The sequence below is a fragment of the Acinetobacter bouvetii DSM 14964 = CIP 107468 genome (assembly GCF_000368865.1).
Lineage (GTDB): Bacteria > Pseudomonadota > Gammaproteobacteria > Pseudomonadales > Moraxellaceae > Acinetobacter > Acinetobacter bouvetii.
Genome location: NZ_KB849727.1, coordinates 849,771 through 868,982 on the forward strand (window position 1 = coordinate 849,771; position 19,212 = coordinate 868,982).

A 19,212-nucleotide genomic window follows, 5' to 3' on the forward strand; every position below is an offset into this window, starting at 1 on the left:
AAAAACAAGAACTGATTAATATTTAAACTTCACATTAAAGAGAAAAGTGCGCGGGCTGCCAAAACTGAGCAACTGGGCATTGGGTGTTGTACCTTGAATATAATCTTTATCAAATAAATTTTTAATGCTTAAACCCATGCCCCAACGTTGAGCATCGTAACCAGCATTCACATCAAATAACGTATAACTTGGCATACGCACAAAATATGTTCCACGCTGTGCTGTTCGTTCCCCTTGAAGGCGTACTCCTGCCCCCATATTCCATCCCAGTTTATCTGGGCTAAAATAATATTGGCTAGACAATGATGCTGCATTTTTAGGGACATGATTAATGCGCTTCCCAATCTCACTGCTGGTTAAACTTTCAGTGACTTCAGCAGTTGGGATATAGCTATAGGCAGCGGATACATGCCATTGGTTCGACAAAGCTGCAGATAATTCTGCTTCGTAGCCTTTGGTTTGCTGCTCACCGGTTTGAATTGAATAGCCTAGAGTTGAATCATTTTCTGTAACATTGCGGCGCGTGAGATAATAGTAAGCGATATACCCTTGTAAACGCTGGTCAAGTCCCTGAAACTTCATACCAACTTCCGTCTGTTTACCTTCTTCGGGGTCAAGTAATGTACTATTCGCTCCAGTATCTGTTACAGGCATAAATGAAGTTGAATAGCTAATATAGGGCGCAAAGAAATCATTGATGCGATACATCAATGATGCACTGCCCGTAAATGCGTTATCCGAGTTTTGTACGGTTGTATTATTTATTTGGTTTTCAACACTCACTTGCGTCCAATCATGGCGTCCAGATAAGCCTAAAATCCATTGATCATCAATTTTAATGGTATTTCTTAAATAAAACCCGGTATATTGATTATAGGTCAAATTCCATGACGGCTTGCCTTGCGTCGTAGTGGTAATGCCATACTCTAAGTTATCAGCATCAATCGGGTTTACGTTATCAACACGCTGATAGTAGTCACTGCGCTCTTTCATCATATCAACTCCGGCTGTCACCTCGTAATCAATATGATCCGTTTTAAAACTCCGCTGCAGATAATTATCTAATGCAAAATTGGTATCTTGCTTATCCTGATAATTGACTTGCCGTTTCACAATTGGGAAAGTTGCGCCAGAAGCCGCAAAAACTGAGTTACTCCAGCTGCTATTTTTCGTCACAGCAAAATTCTGCTTAAAAATCCAATCATTATCAAAATAATGAGTGAAATTGCTGCCTACGCGATATACGTCCACATCATAATAGCGATCAGGCTCTCCAATAAAGAAGTTACGTCCATAATTTTGGTAGTTTTGCGGAATTCCCTGATTTCGGATATATTTTCTGTGCTGATAGCTCGCAATTACAGAAAGATCATTTTTATCATTTAAATCAAAATTATATGATGATGCTAAATACTGATTTTTAAAATATACATAATCTGTCGGATCATCTTGATCAGACACACGGCCAACGAAACGAAATGCCCCTTTTTCAGTTTGATCTGGCGCATAGTTAATATCAAATGTGCCTTCTTTAAGCCCATAACTGCCATAGCTCAAATTGGTACGATAAAACGTTTCCGCTTCAGGGCGCTTTGTCGTTAAATTCACCAAGCCGCCAGGCAGCGCTAAACCAAAACCCACAGAAGTAGGCCCTTTCACGACTTGAATAGAATCTAATCCACTTATATCTTCAGATCTTAAGACATTTGTTGAAGTTTGTACGCGCAATCCATCAACATAGGTTTGCGCACTCGAAATTTGACCACGAATGATAAAGTCATCCCAGCCACGGCGGCCATATGAACCCGATGCAACACCGGCAACACCTTCTAAAGCTTCGGCAACAGTTTTAAGCTGTTTTTCTTGAATTTGCTCGCTCGTTACGACACTAATAGATTGTGCCGTTTCAAATAAAGGATCATTCGAACGCAATACAGAGGATGCGGTTTTTGCTGCATACTCTTCATTTTCCTTTTGCTCGGCTGGCGCCTGAACTGTTATCGTCGGTAAACTTTGAGCCGTTTCAGTATCCGTTGCCTGAGCATGAGCCGACACATTAATGATTGCTAATATTGCTAAACTTAGCGGGGAGAATTTGTATGGCATTTGGCTACACAATGAATAAAAATAAACTGCGGCAGTATAAAAAAATAAAAATCTAATTGATAATGATTTTTATTTATCACCCATATTTATTGAGTCTATGAAGTATTTTTAAAGAAAATAGTCTGGCTATTCTCGGTTTGATGCTGCCCTAGGCCGAATATTTATTTTCTTACCCCCCCATAGTTTTGATGGTTTCATATCTAAGCCAATTAAAAAATAAAACTTAAACGGCGCCAAGCTCAGCAAATTGAAGGACCGCTTCAGGATCAGTGATGAGGTTAATTCATCAGGATTAAATAAAGGTTCGTACTGAGAATAAAAAGTATTTCCGCCCTGAATTTATGCATGGTATTCATGGGAATTTATAAATTTTTAGAGATTACCCCCCCTCCATCACCTTTATATATACTGAACAGCAGATCATCTCAGTGGATGAATGCAAGATAGGCTAAGGTTGAGAAATCAACTGCCTATCTGATCAGCATAATGGCATTCCTCACAAAGGGTTTTCCGAATGAATATTCGTTTTAAGATTGAAGGCACAGCAGAGCCTGCGTTTGTTCACTTAAAAGACTCACCTACTGCACAGGACTGTTTCAGGCAGCTTCCGATTAAATTAGATCTGACTGATTATGCGTCAACAGAAAAATGGCCGACTGCCAGAAAAACTGAGCTCACAGCATGTACTGCAATAAAAAATTAACTGATTAATACTTAATAGCTTTTAGCACTTAAAGCTGTCTTTGCATGTGACATAGGATGCATCTGCGATTCCTTATTGATTTAAAAAGATATAAAGCCAAGTAAATACTTCGTCACTGCAATCAGCGATGGGGCAAATAGCACCATAATAATTCCAGAAATAATCATCGAGAGACTGGCAATGACGCCTTCCACTTCATGCCGCTGTCTTGCCCGGGCTATGCCCATAGCATGTGCGGCATTACCCAGTGCTGCACCCGAAGCAAGGTGATTTTTATATTTCATCCAAAGCAAAAGGAGGTCTCCCAACAACATGCCGATCAGACCTGTAATTACGGTAAAGAGCGGGATCAGGCTGATAGAGCCCCCCACTTTTTCGGTGAGCACTAAAGCAAAGGGGATTGAAATGGAACGCGCCAACAGGCTATTTTTAACGATGTCATCAAAGTCCAATAGGCTCGCCAAAAACCAGCTGCTGAAAAGACCCACCAACATGGCAAGGCTGGAACTGAAGAGCAACACTTTAAAATGCTGCTGAATCATGCGGCGATAACGAAATACAGGAATCGCAAAAGCCACCGTAATTGGGCCGAGCATGGCCACCAAATATTGGGTATAAAAGTAATAGTCTTGAAACTGATGCCGTAACATAAAAATCAGCACGATGCTCAAAACAGGGACGACAATAATTGGCGATAAATAGATTTTTTGTGTTCGAACAAAAAGCTGCTTTGCCATGAAATAGCACAGCACGGTCCAAACCAAGTAAAAAAGCCCCCAGCATTCAGTCATACTGATCTTCCTGTTTGGGTTCTTGATTTAGCTCTGGCTGCTTTAACAGCAACCGCACGCTATATACAGAAACCATCATCACCAAAGCGGTACTGATTAAAATCACCAGCAGAATTTTCCAACCACTGGCAATCAATAAATCCTGATATTGAATCACGCCGACCACCGGCGGAATGAAAAACAGCAGCAGTTCCGCCAGTAACAGATCGGCACCGCGTTCAACGTGGGCTAATTTCAGCCACTTCATTTCAAGTAAGAACAGCAGCAGAAAAAAACCAAGTACTCCTGATGCCACAGGCAAATTCAACAGCTTTTGCAAGACGTAAGCACAGCTCCAAACGGCCAAAATAATGATGATTTGGCAGCTCGCGGTTTTTAGCTTCTTCAGCCGAGTCTGATCATGCAACATCTCAATTTATATCCGCATATGCCCGCTCTTTAAACGGCTGGATCGAGACACGTTTGTAGGTTTCTAAAAAAGATTCATGCTCCAAACGCAAATCCAGATAAGTATTTAGAATTTCTTCGAGCACATCAGGAATATCTTCTGCGGGAAATGATGGCCCTAAAATATCACCGAGGGATGCATCATGATCCGAATTACCGCCTAAGCTAATTTGGTAATATTCAGCGCCTTTTTTATCGACACCTAGAATGCCAATATTGCCGACATGGTGGTGTCCACACGCATTCATACAGCCTGAAATGTTTAGATCGACCTTGCCTAAATGATATAAAGCATCCAAATCATCAAAACGGCGAGCAATTGCTTCATACACCGGAATGGATTTGGCATTTGCCAAGGAGCAAAAATCGCCGCCCGGACAGCAAATCATGTCAGTCAGGAAGCCAATATGTGCACGGGCCAAATTGCCGTGATCCAAGACTTGCCACAGTTCAAACAGATCCTTTTGGCGCACGTCGGTTAAGGCAATATTTTGCTCATGCGTAGTTCGCAGCTCACCAAAGGTATATTGGTCAGCCAAATCTGCAATTAAACGCATTTCATCGGAGGTCATATCGCCCGGCGCCACACCTGCCCGCTTCAGGCTGATCGTGACGATGCGGTAGCCTGTTACTTTATGAGGGTGAGTATTGATATTGAACCAGTGTTTAAACTTCGGATACAGCTGGAACCAGGCCTCAAAATTTTCCGCTTCTAAAGGTTCATAGGCAAATGGCTGAAATACTGCATCCATTTGCGCCAAGACACTGGGCTGAACTTTAAGCAGTGTTTGAGTATGTGCAAATTCCGCTTCAACTTTTTCCGCAAAGCCGGCTGGAGTGAGGGCTTTTACTAAAATTTTAATGCGCGCTTTGTATTTATTATCACGGCGGCCATGCAAATTATAGACACGCATGATGGCATCTAAATAGGCAATTAAATCTTCACGGGCTAAAAATGGCTTAATGACATGCCCTGCTAATGGTGTACGCCCAAGCCCGCCGCCGACTTTAATTTGATAGCCCAACTCTCCAGTCTCATTTTCTACCAGATAAACCCCAACATCATGAAAGGTCGTAGCAGCGCGGTCTTGCTCAGGGTGTGCACAAACCGCTATTTTAAATTTACGCGGCAGGAATGAAAATTCTGGATGAAAGGTACTCCACTGGCGAATCAGTTCACAGGTAGGACGCGGGTCTGTGAGCTCCCCATCAACCACACCTGCATACTGGTCTGTGGTGGTGTTTCGAATACAGTTGCCACTGGTCTGGATAGAATGCATGTGTACCGCAGCGAGTTCCTGCAAAATATCAGGAACATCTTCAAGCTGCGGCCAATTCAATTGAATATTTTGACGCGTTGAAATATGCGCATAACCACGGTCATACTTCTGCGCAACCTCAGCCACTTTCCGCAGTTGCTTCGAATTCATTAAGCCATAAGGCACCGCCAAACGCAGCATGGGCGCATAGCGCTGAATGTACAAACCATTTTGCAATCGCAATGGACGGTATTCTTCTTCGGTCAGTTTCCCCTCTAAATAACGCTGGGTTTGGTCGCGGAATTGTGCGACACGTTCGTTTAATAAATTTTGATCAAAGTCTGTATATAAAAACATTTGAGCGGCCTATGTATATGCATCAATATGAAAGAAAAACTGTTTTAACTGCGAGATCAAAAACGTAAGTTAGGCAAAAAAAGTCACCTGATTTCGGGACCCGCCATGTTGTAGGCAGGTCTGCATATACTCGGCATAGACCGATAATTTTTCATAAATATGCTCTGCATAAAACATATCTTCCACCAGCTGCTTGGCTTGAGCCTGACTATAACGACCACTCACAGATAGCAACTGTGCATTGAGTTTTGAAAATTTTTCACATAAATCGATATATTGCTGATCTTTGTTTTTAAAGAATAATTTGCGCATATTGAGTTCAGTGCTGACCATAATTTTGTCTAACGGATCAGTATGAATAGAGTGAATCCTAATTTTAAAAAACTGTTCAATTTCAGCAATTTTTTGACTATCAAGCTTTAAGTGCGTAATTAAAAAAATCTGGGAAATATCAGCTCTGCATAAGGCATGCAGCAACGCATAATAAAAGAAATCAACATCATCCAAGTCGGTATCATGCAAGTCTAAATAAATATTTAAAGCTTCTAGCACATCATCAATTTTTAAGTGCTGCTTTTTCTCAGCCTGATAGTATCGGCTTAATAGATTCAGTACAGGAGCTGTTGCCTGGCTATGATAGATGGCTGTTTGATTTAAATTTCCCAGAATAAATGGCGCAAACAGGTAGGCTAAACTTGATTGCTCATTCTGAATCGCAGACTGCACAATATAATCTGCTTTCGCCTTGGAGAGTTCGCGCAGCACTTTTGCACGCAGCAGTGTTGCTTCTAAATTGACGAATTTCTGAGTCAATTTCTGTTTCAGTTTTTCAGATAAAATACCTTGTTCAATAATCTCAGGAATTTTATTCAGACTCTTTGTAACAAACATTTCAGCACCATCCAGATCCATTTATAGTTGTTATTTTTAATTCTTTTTCACATCGGCAGTAGCTACAGAATTGTGCTGTATAAATATAACAGAGCACCTTTATCTGCGTTTCCTGTTATATTTTATATGACACGTTTTTGTACCTACATCTTGAATTCTCTGTCCTGCAAAATCGGGATAATTATTCAAAGTAGGTAGTTTTGATGAAACGATCTATCATTTTTTACACCTCCTATCTAGTCAGCCTTGAGTTATCAGCGATTAGATGCCTCAGCCAGCAATGGAGGTTTCTATGAGCCTTGGATTGACTGCACTAGAACTCGCTCGAATTCAATTCGCCTTTACAGTTTCTTTTCACATCATCTTCCCTGCTACTTCGATTGGCTTAGCCTGCTTTCTGGCGCTGCTGGAATGGAAATGGCTGCGCACTCAAAACCCGATTTATAAAGATCTGTTCAAATACTGGATTAAAATTTTTGCCGTTGCCTTTGCCATGGGTGTGGTATCGGGCATTGTCATGGCGTATCAGTTCGGTACCAACTGGAGTGAATTTTCTCGCATTGCCGGTTCGGTCACTGGTCCATTACTGACTTATGAAGTGCTGAGCGCCTTTTTCCTTGAAGCCGGGTTTCTCGGCATCATGCTGTTCGGCTGGGGGCGTGTCGGGCCTAAGGCACATTTCTTTGCGACCTTGATGGTCGCCATTGGGACCTGTATTTCCATGTTCTGGATTTTATCGTCCAACAGCTGGATGCAGACCCCGCAAGGCTTTGCTATCGAAAATGGCATTATTGTCCCCTCTGACTGGTGGGCCATTGTGTTTAACCCATCCTTCCCCTACCGCTTTGCCCATATGGCAACCGCGGCTTTCCTTGTATCTTCCTTATTGGTTGTGGGGACAGCTGCATGGCATTTATTCAAAGGCCGCCGCGACGCGTTAGTCAAGAAGTCCTTCTCCATGGGACTTTGGATGGTGCTCGTCACGTCTTGCCTGCAAGTGGTGATTGGGGATCAGCACGGTTTGAATACCCTTGAGCATCAACCGGCTAAATTGGCAGCCATTGAAGGTCACTGGGAAACCAATCGTGATCATGGTATGCCTTTACTGCTATTTGCTTTGCCTGATATGGAGAATGAACGCAATAACCTAGAAGTCGGCATCCCGAACTTAGGCAGCTTAATTTTAACCCATTCCATGGATGGAAAAGTCACAGGCTTAAAAGACTTCGCCCCTGAAGATCGTCCGCCTGTTCCCATCGTGTTCTGGAGTTTCCGCGTGATGGTGGGACTCGGCATGCTGATGGTGTTGATGTCACTGACTGCTTTATGGCTGCGTAAACAAGACCGGTTATATGAAAGCCGCTGGTTTCATAAGTTTGCCACCGTTATGGGGCCTACAGGCTATATCGCCTTACTCGCAGGCTGGGTGACTACGGAGGTCGGCAGACAGCCTTGGGTGGTCTATGGCGTCATTCGCACCCAGCATGGTTTATCGCATACCGTGACTGCAGAACAAGTCGGGCTCAGTCTGATTATTTTTGTACTGGTCTATACCGTGGTTTTCGGCACAGGTATCTATTACATGCTGAAATTAATCAAGGCCGGTCCCGTACATATAGACAGCCTTGATCAGCAGCTTGCCGGTCCTGGGCATTTTAAAACGCCGATGCGGCCATTGAGTGCCGTCGATGAAGCAATTGATGGCTCAGCAAGCCAAACCCCTGCAAATAAGGAGCAGCATCATGATTGATCTTGCATTGGTCTGGGTCGGTATCATTGGCTTGGGCGTCTTAATTTACGTGGTGATGGATGGCTTTGATCTCGGGATTGGCATACTGTTCCCGTTTATTCAAGGGCAGCAAGAACGCGATGTTATGATGAATACCGTGGCGCCTGTCTGGGATGGCAACGAAACCTGGATGGTCTTGGGCGGTGCAGGTCTATTTGCCGCCTTTCCTCTGGTCTATTCCACCGTGTTATCTGCCTTGTATTTACCCATCATTTTTATGGTGGTGGCTTTGATTTTCCGAGGCGTAGCCTTTGAGTTCCGCTTTAAAGCCCATCGCAGCAAGCCGCTATGGGATCAGGCCTTTATTTGGGGTTCATTCTTTTCCAGCTTCTTCCAAGGCGTGATTCTCGGCGCGTACATTCAAGGGATTGAAACGCAAAATGGCATTTATAGTGGCGGCTCACTCGACTGGCTGACTCCATTCTCTTTGTTTGTGGGCTTAGGGGTGGTTATCATGTATAGCGCATTAGGCTGCGCATGGCTCATCATGAAAACCGAGGCAGATTTACAAGCGAAAATGTATGCGCTGATGCCTAAGCTCATTATTACCTTATTGATTGTCTTTGGCACCGTCAGTATCTATACACCTATCAGCCATCCCGAAATTGCGCAGCGCTGGTTTAGCTTACCGAATCTGTTCTATTTCAGCCCTGTGCCTGCGTTGGTGCTGATCTGTTCTGGGCTTATTTTGAAAGCATGCGCGCAGCGAAAAGATGCGCAGCCCTTTGTTTTAACGCTGGGTCTGGTATTTCTAGCCTTTACGGGTTTTGTGATCAGTTTATGGCCCAACATCATTCCGCCAGCTGTTTCCATCTGGCAAGCTGCTGCTCCTAAATCAAGTATGAGATTTGCACTGATCGGTGCGGTCATTCTAATCCCGATTATTCTGGTTTATACCTTTTTATCCTACTGGGTATTCCGTGACAAAGTGCGTATTGGTGATGAAGGCTATCATTAAGCAAGGTGACCCTGATGAAAAAAATACAAAATCGTTTGAATCCTGCTACATGGTTCATATTATTATGGTGTTTTGGTTTCCTGTCCCTAGGCTTAATTGCAGGAGTTTTTAGACTGCTGCTCAGCTTGGCCTATTAAAAGCATATTGGATAAAACCTTGGATAGCAGTGAAATCATTGCTATCCCTTTCTCATATGAGCATGTCACTTTATGTATAAATCAGAACAACTCGCCTTAAGCCTAAAACATCTGATTGAAACAGGGGCTTGGAAAGCGCATGAGAAACTTCCCTCTTTAAGGCAGCAGGTCGAAATTTCAGGGTTTAGCTTAATTACAGTCATGAATGCCTATCAGGAACTTGAAGCTCAAGGACTGATCTATTCAAAAGAAAAATTAGGTTACTTTGTTGCAGAGAATCCCTTACAGGCAGCACTCGCAAAAAAAGTCATTGTGAATGAAAAAATTGAGATTAACTCACTGGTATTCCGTTATTTAAAATCCATTCAATCTGAAAAAATTATTCCCTTGGGAAGCGCTTTTCCCGATAGCCAACTGCTTTATTCTCCGAAGCTGATGCAAACCTTGGCGCAACAGGCAAAATACCGAGTCGGCTATGAGCAAATGCCGAGCTTACCGCCGGGAAACTACGAGCTCAGAAAACTGATCGCTCAACGCTATTGCATGCAAGGCATTCCCACCGATCCCTCTGACATTGTGATTACCTCTGGCGGACTGGATGCTTTAAATTTGTCTTTAAGAGCCATGACCCAGGCAGGTGATTATATTCTGCTGCAAGAAACGATTTTCTATGGAGCTTGGCAAGCAGCTGAAAATCTGGGCTTAAAGGTCATTACTATTCCAGAACACCCAGAACATGGGCTGGATATAGAAGCCTTTAAAAAAGCCATTACAAGCTATCCAATTAAAGTCTGTTTAATGATGCTGAACAGCCATAATCCGATTGGATTTACAGTCAGTGACGAGATTAAATTTGAATTGGCTAAATTGCTGCATCAGCATGAAATTTATTTGATTGAAGATGATGTCTATGAAGAGCTTTATTATGATCAAAAACGGCCTCTATCCATGAAGTATTATGATCAACAAAACTTGGTCTTGCACTGCTCTTCTTTTTCCAAAACGTTGGGGGCTGGTTTCCGTGTTGGCTGGGTTTATGCGGGAAAATTTTCTGAACATATACAGCATCTGCAATTGATGAGCACCATCTCTGTAAACTCATTCATTCAAAATGCTTTAGTCGATTACCTCTCACACCGTCATTATGAAAAACATTTAAAAGGCCTGCGTACAACCTTAAAACGGCTTAAAAATCAATATTATCAATATCTCAGCAAGAATTTACCCGAAAATTGCACTGTGCATTATTATCCATCAGGCTATTTTCTGTGGGTGACACTGCCTGAAGAAGCAGATAGCAGCCGAATTTACGAAAGCATGATCCAAAACAATATTGGCATCGCGCCAAGTATTCTCTTTTATCGTGAAAATAAAAAACAGAACCACATCCGTATCAATTGTTCATTTGAAATGAATGAAACCATCATTCAAGCACTTGATCTAATGATCGTACAAATTTTAGAAATAGGATTGCGATCTTGACAGCCAATTTGTTTAAACAGATAGATCATCATACTTGCAGCTTTAAACTCTACTGCCATGCAGAGCATGCCAGATTTCATGGCAGTGTGTGAGCCTTTGATTTTTGCAAAGTTGAGGAAGCCCGCATCATCACCAATTACAGAGCCCATTTAGGCAGCGAGTTGAAACCAACTTTTACAACCGTACGCGCGTCATAAGAAATACGCTTGCCGCCGGTTTAAATGCCTTTGCATATCGAAAGGCTTGAGAGGCCTTACTCCTCATTCGCTTTGCTGACCCTATTTTTCTTTGCCGCTCATACAGTCACCATACTTCTAAAATTTGCGATGGTGCAATACTGTCTATTTGATAATTACCAATTGCAGCATATAACGTATCCCAAACAAAATTATTTCGACGCTGAGTACTTGGCTCGAACTCTTCTGTCTTGCGGTATTCATCTGCTATTAGTTTAAAACTGCATAAGTTCATCGTTACGTTACGTTTGAATTGCTGAATCAATATTTTGGGCAAGCAACTCTCTATAAAATGATAAAGAACAGACCTTTACCATCTGCGAGTTTGCTTTGAACCTTAACTGATAATTTTTTGTGTGAATTTAAAGCCAATCGTATTTACGTATCTGTAAGATTTAAAAAATTTGGCATTTCTACGGTAAACCCCTGCAGTAAATGTTTGATTACTGCAAAAAATACCGTAAAAACTAAGATAAACGAAAATATCGTCAGACAGCACCAGATAAAAGTACTGCGTAAGTTATTTATTTTTAATTTTATTAGATGGCTGAAACAGGAAAATGGTGCGCTCAGCGGACACTTTTGGTAATTTCGTGTTTTCTTATCTTTTCTCATTTTATCTAATTTTCTTCTTTATTATTATCATCTTAACAAGTCATTTTGAGGTAGCTAGTTACATGTTACCTCATTATTCCTTATTATTCCTTCTGAATTGATTACGCCAAAATTACGCCACGACATTTTAGAGAGAAAAATATGTAACTGAAAACATCAAAGGTCGAAGATGGAATTTAGCTTTAGTATCAAAATGGTTGAGTGAAAGACCTGAAGATTTGAAAAAAGCAGTAGGCAGACCCCGAAAAATATAGCGGGGTTTACTTTTGATTATATTGATTAAATATTATTTGAGTAGCTTGCTCACTATTGGTATCTGCAAAATAGTGCCCATTTACAAATTTAAAATCTTTCCATAAATCATGAAGCATTAAGGTATTATCTGTTTTGCAAATATCATCAAAAAGACAAACTTCATATTTAGAAGTAGTTTTCAAAACTGATTCGGCAACTCCAATAGTCCCTACAAATAGTATTAACCAAGTTAGTAATAATATTATTCCCGAGGCTATTGGGACACGACTTACAGAGTAACGCCCACTAATTAATGCTTTAGACACCTTATCAAAGAGTTCTGCTTCTTTTATGTTTTGACTTTTTTTATATGTTTGCTTCTTCACTTTAATTTCATACTTCTGTCTTTCACTTACATTCTCAAAATCAAATAAAGAAATAAAACTATCAGAATCACCCGTTAACTGTTCCATTTTTGCTTTTAACTTGTTTTCAATGTCGCTAGTTCTGACTTCCCACCATTCTTGCCAATATTTAGCACCTGCCGCCACCTTGATTTGATGCCAAGATATAAATACACCCATTAAACAAATAAAGAATTCGACATAAGGTTTACTAGCTTGGTTGCTAAAAACAGCAGCTAATACAACCCCTTGGAATAGCATAAAAAAATTATTTCGATGGATTAAATTTGTGATTTCAAAGTTTCTAGTCTCTATACTTAGCTTATAAACAGATTTAAGTTCGCTAATTTCGTTTTCAAGAATCTTCTTTTTGCTTTCATCAATAATTTTTTTTGGACTGGGTTTCTTATTCTCCTCAAATATAGAGGTGTTATCATTGAAGTTCTTTGCTTCATCAAATCGTTTTTTAAAAGATTGGTAAAATTTTAAAGGTAATTTCACAATGCTAAAGTAACTCAAGAATATCCCCTAATAATATGGATTACGCCAAAATTACGCCAAACTATGTATAAGTTATTGATTTTATAATAAGATATGGTGCGCTCAGCGGGACTCGAACCCACGCCACAGGCTTCGGAGACCTGTACTCTATCCAGTTGAGCTATGAGCGCGCGTGCACATCATATCAAAAAAATCAGTAAGGTAAAGCAACTATATCTAGGTTATGCATTTTTGTGCCTATACTTTGTACAATATCCCAAATTTGAAACGCAGTATTCCCTGTGAGTTACTTGGTTTATTGAGTCAATTCGCTCACAATAGCCCCATTATTCACCAGGTAATATTTTCATGACTGATGCATTGACGCTAAGGGATTTATCTAAAACCTATAAAAACGGTTTTCAAGCGCTGAAAGGAATCAATTTAACCGTTCCTGAAGGTGAGTTCTATGCGCTATTAGGTCCAAATGGTGCAGGTAAATCAACAACTATCAGCATCATCAGCTCCCTGACGAAAAAAACATCTGGCAGCGTGGAAATTTTCGGGCATAATTTAGACACTCACCCGTCTGAAGCGAAACAATGCCTAGGTGTCGTCCCGCAAGAATTCAATTTTGGGCAATTTGAAAAGACCTTTGATATTTTAGTGACGCAAGCCGGCTACTACGGCATTCCTAAGAAAATCGCCGAAAAGCGCGCCGAAGAATATTTAGAAAAGCTCGGTTTATGGGAAAAGCGCAATACCCAAGGCCGTATGCTGTCAGGCGGCATGAAACGCCGCCTGATGATCGCCCGCGCCATGATGCACGAGCCAAAATTGCTGATATTGGATGAACCGACTGCCGGTGTCGATATTGAACTGCGCCGCTCGATGTGGGAATTCCTGACCGAAATGAATGAAAAAGGCACGTCTATCATTCTAACAACGCACTATTTAGAAGAAGCGGAAATGCTGTGCCGCCGGATTGCCATCATTGACCGCGGCGTGATTAAAGAAGATACCAGTATGAAAGACTTCTTAAATCAGCTAAATGAAGAATCTTTTATTTTTGATTTGGCCGCGCCGATTGAACCGCTGCATGTCGATATTATTGGCGTGCGTTTTAATTTGATCGACCCCGTCACCCTAGAAGTAACGATGGACAAAGCGCATACATTAAATCAGCTGTTCCAATTGATGGAAGCACAGGGCATTCAAGTGCGCAGCATGCGCAACAAATCCAACCGTTTAGAGGAACTGTTTGTCAAAATGGTGGAAAAAAATCTTGATGGAGCCGCGCAATGAATTTAAGCCAGCTAAAAGTCGCACTCTATACGCTTGTACATAAAGAAATCCGGCGCTTTATGCGGATTTGGCCGCAGACACTGCTGCCGCCAGCGATTACCATGAGCCTGTATTTTGTGATTTTCGGCAATTTGGTCGGGTCACGCATTGGCACTATGGGCGGTTTCACTTATATGCAGTTTATTGTGCCCGGCTTAATTATGATGGCCGTGATTACCAACAGCTATGCCAACGTGTCTTCAAGTTTCTTCAGCGCCAAATTCCAAAAAAGCATTGAAGAACTGATTATGAGCCCCGTTCCGTTGCATGCCATTTTATGGGGCTATGTCTTGGGCGGCGTTTGCCGCGGCGTTTTAGTCGGCATTATCGTAACAGCCATGAGCCTGTTTTTTACTGACCTCTATATTACCAATTGGTTTGTGACTATATATACTGTATTGATTACGTCCTTCTTATTTTCATTGGGCGGCTTTATTAATGCCGTGTATGCAAAATCTTTTGATGATATTTCAATTATCCCAACCTTCGTACTGACACCGCTGACTTACTTAGGCGGAGTATTTTACGCCATTTCGGCGCTCAGCCCATTTTGGCAAAACTTATCCTTGATTAACCCCATTGTGTATATGGTCAACGCATTCCGCTACGGCATCTTGGGCCACAGCGATGTCAATGTTGGCATTTCACTTGGCGTTGTCACATTATGCTGTGCCGTACTCTACGGCATTGCTTACTATTTACTTTCTCGTGGTTCAGGAATGCGTGAATAATGAGTGTAGAACATTCTCTTTTAGGTAAAGACACCAACTATCCAACAGAATATCAGCCGGATATTCTGTTTCCCATCGCCCGTGCTCAGTCACGTGAAAACTATGCGCATGTAGAAGGCATCCAGCAAGGCAAAGACTGGTGGCATGTTTTTGAAATTTCATGGCTGAATCATGCCGGCATCCCCCAAGTCGCCATTGGCCGCTTGACCCTGCCTGCAGCCTCGCCGAATCTGATCGAGTCAAAATCGTTAAAGCTTTACTTTAACAGTATGAACTTCACCAAGTTTGACTCTAAAGATGCCTTTAAAGCCACTGTAGAAAAAGATTTATCCGCGGCTGCCGGAGCGCCCGTCACGATCGATTTATTTCATGCAGATGGTGTTGAGGTTTCTGAGCCGGAAGGTTTTTGCATCGATGAGCTGATTCCAGCTCAATTGGAAAACCATCCCAATGCTGCGCTTTTGGCTTTGGATGCGGCTCAGGATGAAAATATCGAAGTCCAGTTTTATTCACATTTACTCAGAAGTAACTGCCCAGTCACTGGACAACCCGACTGGGGCACGGTATTTATAAGATATCAAGGTAAAAAGCCGTCTTACGAGAGTATTTTGGCTTATATTATCTCGTACCGTCAGCATAACGGTTTCCACGAGCAATGCGTAGAACAGATTTATGCTGACATTTGGCAAAACCTGAAGCCTGAAAAGCTGATGGTATATGCCGCCTATACACGCCGCGGCGGTTTAGACATTAACCCTTGCCGTGTATCGGACTTAACATGGATGCCTCGCCCCATTCGATTGGCGCGACAATAAAATAAAGAACATTGAGGTTTATACGATGCCATTTTTTGGTTTTATTCCATCTGATTCGCTTTTAGACAGCATTGAGACTGGCCATAACAGCAAGAACTCAAGCGAGCCGCTGTACCCTTTACGGGATAAAACAGCCTTGCTGATCAATGATGAAATCATTGATGCCACAATTCTTGGCCCTGTTCGCCTTTTTCCTGCCAGTGACAAGCGCGATACGGCTGAAAAACTTGCAGGATATGTAAAGTCGACTGTTGCTGTGCTGCTGAAGCAGCTATTGAGCAAGGCAGATAATAATGTAGTCAAGCAATCCATTGAGTTTTCTGAAAGAAGCCTATTTACAGATGCTTCTGGCGCTAAACGCGTTGGGGAACCGCTAGACAGCAGCTTAGTTGCCAATTTAAAAGCATCTTATGCAGAGATTAAAGCCGGAAATGACATTAATAAGTCCGCATTTGCAGCCTTGTACAAACAATTTGCCGAAGCGACTGTGCGCCATTTCATGAATGACTTCAACAAAACACTGGATTTAGGCATGATTAAGCGCAAAGCGGCCGATATCGGTTCCTCTGCGGTCATTAAGGCAGTTCACATTGCCATTGATAAGATCTTCCCGAACTTAACCAAAGAAGAGCTTGGCGCACTTGCTGAAGCGCACGATCCGATGTTCAATCCATAAATTATTCTGCATGGTTTGATAATTCCCGAGCCGCACTTAAATTCAATTTAAGCGCGGCTTTTTACCGCGCGCTGTTTACCGTACTCTTCATGCAGACGCAGTCCCAAACAGCCTCTCCACCGATTGCGCACAATAGAATTTTTGATAAAAATTTAAACGAACGTTAAATTGATGCCTTTCATGACTATATACATGCGTTTATATAAAACGATTTGCCTGCAACGTTGAAGCGCAAGCGCATCTTCAGCTGATTTGATACAATCAGATTTCCTCCAAATCTCCAGATCCATCAGCAACCTAATCGCTCTTCGCAGCGCACGGCTTAAAGCAGAACATCAATTCAAAACCATGTTTATTCAGCATCACCTGTTCTTCGACTATATATACATACAAATTTGCAGAAATGACGGATGAAACTTTTCCTTTTGATCAATCCTTGTCTAGTTTTATAGAACTTTTTGTTAACTTGCAGCTCATGAGTGTTATCTTAAGATCATTAAGCAATACACCCTTTGAAATCAGCATTTTTTGATGCTTTTATCCCCTGCAGCGAGCAGCTGCTTTACGGTCATTTGATTCGTATTGATAATAATTTTGGAATACAGCCCAATATGTTTAAACAGCATTTTTATAAGAAGCTAAAAACCTTGGCGCTAGCAGCTGGCGCCCTGTCAATTACCAGTTTCTGCCAAGCCAATGATTTTCAAAACACGCCGCAATATTTTAATTTTAAGCAAAAAACTATGCAGACTTACGGCCTCAGCGCGGAACAAGTCGACTGGGCAATGAATGGCGCAAAAAATCTGCCCAATATTATCAATATTATGAACCGTCCAGGTGAAAGCAAGCCCTGGTATGAATATAAAACCAATTTTTTAGCCGAAAGCACGATTCAGCGCGGTGTTCGCTTTAAACAGCAGTATGCAGACACGCTCAACCGCGCAGAACAGCAGTTTGGCGTACCTCAATCCATCATTTTGGGTATTTTAGGGGTAGAGACAGGTTTTGGCGCAAACAAGGGCTCTTTTGTCACCCGTGACGCTTTAGCAACGCTTGGGTTTGGCTATGAACGCCGCGGCGCTTATTTTCAAGATGAATTAGGCGCTTTAATTGCATGGTCATATAAAGACGGCGTGCCGGCAAATTCAATTGTCGGATCTTATGCAGGGGCTGTGGGCTATCCGCAATTCATGCCGAGCAATATTCCTAAATTTGGCGTGGACTATGACGGCAATGGCCATGTTGATTTAAGAAATTCTGCCGTAGACGCCATTGGCTCAATTGCCAATTATCTGGCGCAGCATGGCTGGCAGCGCAATCAGCCGATTGCATTTCCCGCCCGCTATTCAGGCAGCAATCCCGCTTCTGTCATCTCGGCCGATTTAAATCAGCCTGCCCCTTATGGCGCAATCAAGACTCAGGGCATTAGCCCCTTGAATCCTATTATAAAAATTGATGACTTGGATTTGGTGAATGTCATACAGCTGCAAGAAAATTATGGGCCAATTTATTACATCACTTACCCGAATTTTCAAGTCATTACCACTTACAACAAAAGCCGCATGTATGCTACAGCACTGTGGCTTTTAGGGACTGAAATTGCCAGCCGTTAAGGCCGGCAATTTCCTTTGAAATAAAAAAGTCAATAAAAAAAATATTAAAAAAGATCACAAAACCCTCATTTTACACACCATGTTACAATATTGATTATTTTTTAATCAATATTTGTTTCTTTTGCGTTCTTTTTTTAACTATTTTAATTAAAGACTAGACAGCCTATTGACTGCATGAATATTATCCATTTCGTCAAATGTAGTTGCAAAAGTGAAATAACAGGCAACATTGCATAATTTTCAAACACTTGAAATTAGCTGCAAATATGCCCTTGGGAGATAAACAATGCAGTCATCACTTATTAAATATGTCTTAGCGGTTGCCACGACGGTTGCCCTAAGCCAATCACAAGCCGAGATGGTTCAGTCATCATTTACCAATGATAACGATAACTCTCGCCTTGCCGCGCGCGCCTTGAACAAAGAAGCGCAAAGCTTTAACTCAAATTTTAAAAACTTGAGCAGCCTTTCAATCACTGAGCGTTCTGGCGATAAAATCCGCCGCGAAACCATCGCTGCAAAAATTGAGATCCCTGAAGAAGAACCTTCAGTGATTGAAAAGTTGAATACCGTAGCTTCAAACACTGTGCGCCGTTTCAGCCAGAGTGGTACAGCTTCATGGTATGGCCGCCAATTCCATGGCCGTAAAACTGCCAGCGGCGATACATTCGATATGAATGGATTAACTGCAGCCCACCGCAGCCTGCCGCTAAACTGCTTTATTCGTGTAACGAATAAAAACAATGGCAAAAGCGTAGTCGTAAAGGTTAATGACCGCGGCCCATTCCATGGCAACCGTGTACTGGATTTGTCATATGGTGCGGCTAAGCAATTAGGCATTACCAATTCAGGTACAGCAAGTGTCAATATCGAACGGGTCGAAGGTCCGAACTCTTAAGGCTTTACTTACTGCATTTGACTGAAAAGCCGCCCTGCGGCTTTTTTCATTTCAACCTGTTTGAGAGTCTGATGCAAACCGCCCAGCTGCTCTGCATGACCTTTCACAAGGTCAAATAAATCCAATATCGCCTAACGCTCTTCATTTTCAAAACCGGAAAAATGCCCCAGCAGGCATCCTCAGCTTAAATCGCATTTTTTAGCGCAGCGCTTAAAGCCCGAGCCGTCATGCTGCTGATTTGAATCT

General features: G+C 42.0%; 16 protein-coding genes, 1 tRNA gene and 1 pseudogene. 10 read left to right on the forward strand and 8 right to left on the reverse strand.

Features of this window, described 5'->3' with window-relative positions; translation table 11 throughout:
• Positions 1-15: 15 nt before the first annotated feature.
• Positions 16-2,106 carry a TonB-dependent siderophore receptor gene (locus F941_RS10975; RefSeq protein ID WP_005011175.1) on the reverse strand — a complete coding sequence of 697 codons (2,091 nt, stop codon included), beginning with the start codon at positions 2,104-2,106 and terminating at the stop codon, positions 16-18.
• A gap of 514 nt (positions 2,107-2,620) precedes the next feature.
• Between F941_RS10975 and F941_RS10980 the strand changes: the two genes are divergently transcribed.
• The gene (locus tag F941_RS10980; protein ID WP_005011177.1) at positions 2,621-2,809 is read left to right on the forward strand and encodes a cyclophilin-like fold protein; all 189 of its coding nucleotides are present in this window, start codon (positions 2,621-2,623) and stop codon (positions 2,807-2,809) included.
• An 80-nt stretch (positions 2,810-2,889) separates the two neighbouring features.
• Here F941_RS10980 and F941_RS10985 read toward each other — a convergent pair whose 3' ends face one another.
• The 4 genes from F941_RS10985 to F941_RS11000 all read right to left on the reverse strand — a co-directional run bounded on the left by F941_RS10985 (position 2,890) and on the right by F941_RS11000 (position 6,554).
• A complete protein-coding gene (locus F941_RS10985; RefSeq protein ID WP_005011179.1) occupies positions 2,890-3,600 on the reverse strand; it encodes an LrgB family protein in 711 nt (236 codons plus the stop codon).
• Positions 3,593-4,009: a CidA/LrgA family protein gene (locus F941_RS10990; protein ID WP_005011181.1), complete on the reverse strand. Its 417-nt coding sequence runs from the start codon at positions 4,007-4,009 to the stop codon at positions 3,593-3,595. The genes F941_RS10985 and F941_RS10990 overlap by 8 nt, the downstream gene beginning before the upstream one ends.
• 1 nt (position 4,010) lies before the next feature.
• On the reverse strand, positions 4,011-5,663 hold the full coding sequence (locus F941_RS10995; protein ID WP_005011183.1) for a nitrite/sulfite reductase: 1,653 nt from the start codon (positions 5,661-5,663) through the stop codon (positions 4,011-4,013).
• 69 nt (positions 5,664-5,732) lie between these two features.
• Positions 5,733-6,554 carry a hypothetical protein gene (locus tag F941_RS11000; RefSeq protein WP_005011185.1) on the reverse strand — a complete coding sequence of 274 codons (822 nt, stop codon included), beginning with the start codon at positions 6,552-6,554 and terminating at the stop codon, positions 5,733-5,735.
• A gap of 292 nt (positions 6,555-6,846) precedes the next feature.
• On the opposite strand from F941_RS11000, the gene F941_RS11005 reads away from it, so the two are divergent.
• The 3 genes from F941_RS11005 (at position 6,847) to F941_RS11015 (ending at position 10,920) form a co-directional block, all read left to right on the forward strand.
• Positions 6,847-8,304: a cytochrome ubiquinol oxidase subunit I gene (locus F941_RS11005; RefSeq protein ID WP_005011186.1), complete on the forward strand. Its 1,458-nt coding sequence runs from the start codon at positions 6,847-6,849 to the stop codon at positions 8,302-8,304.
• A complete protein-coding gene (gene cydB / locus F941_RS11010) occupies positions 8,297-9,301 on the forward strand; it encodes a cytochrome d ubiquinol oxidase subunit II (RefSeq protein WP_005011187.1) in 1,005 nt (334 codons plus the stop codon). Before F941_RS11005 ends, cydB begins: the two co-directional genes overlap by 8 nt.
• Before the next feature lie 209 nt (positions 9,302-9,510).
• Positions 9,511-10,920, forward strand: coding sequence for an aminotransferase-like domain-containing protein (locus F941_RS11015; protein WP_005011188.1), 1,410 nt, complete (start codon positions 9,511-9,513; stop codon positions 10,918-10,920).
• A gap of 38 nt (positions 10,921-10,958) precedes the next feature.
• Here F941_RS11015 and F941_RS16760 read toward each other — a convergent pair.
• The 3 genes and pseudogenes from F941_RS16760 to F941_RS11025 form a co-directional block, all read right to left on the reverse strand.
• Positions 10,959-11,134: pseudogene (locus tag F941_RS16760) on the reverse strand (NAD(P)/FAD-dependent oxidoreductase); the annotation flags it as partial.
• 897 nt (positions 11,135-12,031) lie between these two features.
• Positions 12,032-12,928 carry a RipA family octameric membrane protein gene (locus tag F941_RS16665; RefSeq protein ID WP_005011189.1) on the reverse strand — a complete coding sequence of 299 codons (897 nt, stop codon included), beginning with the start codon at positions 12,926-12,928 and terminating at the stop codon, positions 12,032-12,034.
• A gap of 76 nt (positions 12,929-13,004) precedes the next feature.
• Positions 13,005-13,080 (reverse strand) — tRNA-Arg (locus tag F941_RS11025).
• Positions 13,081-13,258: 178 nt separating this feature from the next.
• Here F941_RS11025 and F941_RS11030 point away from each other — a divergent pair.
• The 6 genes from F941_RS11030 to F941_RS11055 all read left to right on the forward strand — a co-directional run bounded on the left by F941_RS11030 (position 13,259) and on the right by F941_RS11055 (position 18,966).
• Positions 13,259-14,194 (forward strand): ABC transporter ATP-binding protein, encoded by a 936-nt coding sequence (locus tag F941_RS11030; protein ID WP_005011190.1) that lies wholly within the window; start codon positions 13,259-13,261, stop codon positions 14,192-14,194.
• Positions 14,191-14,964 (forward strand): ABC transporter permease, encoded by a 774-nt coding sequence (locus F941_RS11035; protein WP_005011191.1) that lies wholly within the window; start codon positions 14,191-14,193, stop codon positions 14,962-14,964. The genes F941_RS11030 and F941_RS11035 overlap by 4 nt, the downstream gene beginning before the upstream one ends.
• Complete coding sequence (queF, locus tag F941_RS11040; RefSeq protein WP_005011192.1) at positions 14,964-15,779, forward strand: NADPH-dependent 7-cyano-7-deazaguanine reductase QueF; 816 nt, start codon at positions 14,964-14,966, stop codon at positions 15,777-15,779. The genes F941_RS11035 and queF overlap by 1 nt, the downstream gene beginning before the upstream one ends.
• 25 nt (positions 15,780-15,804) lie before the next feature.
• Positions 15,805-16,455, forward strand: a complete 651-nt coding sequence (locus F941_RS11045; protein ID WP_005011193.1) for a hypothetical protein — start codon at positions 15,805-15,807, stop codon at positions 16,453-16,455.
• A 611-nt stretch (positions 16,456-17,066) separates the two neighbouring features.
• Positions 17,067-18,068: a lytic murein transglycosylase B gene (gene mltB / locus F941_RS11050; protein ID WP_005011196.1), complete on the forward strand. Its 1,002-nt coding sequence runs from the start codon at positions 17,067-17,069 to the stop codon at positions 18,066-18,068.
• 286 nt (positions 18,069-18,354) lie between these two features.
• Positions 18,355-18,966 (forward strand): septal ring lytic transglycosylase RlpA family protein, encoded by a 612-nt coding sequence (locus tag F941_RS11055; protein WP_005011197.1) that lies wholly within the window; start codon positions 18,355-18,357, stop codon positions 18,964-18,966.
• Positions 18,967-19,212 lie beyond the last annotated feature (246 nt).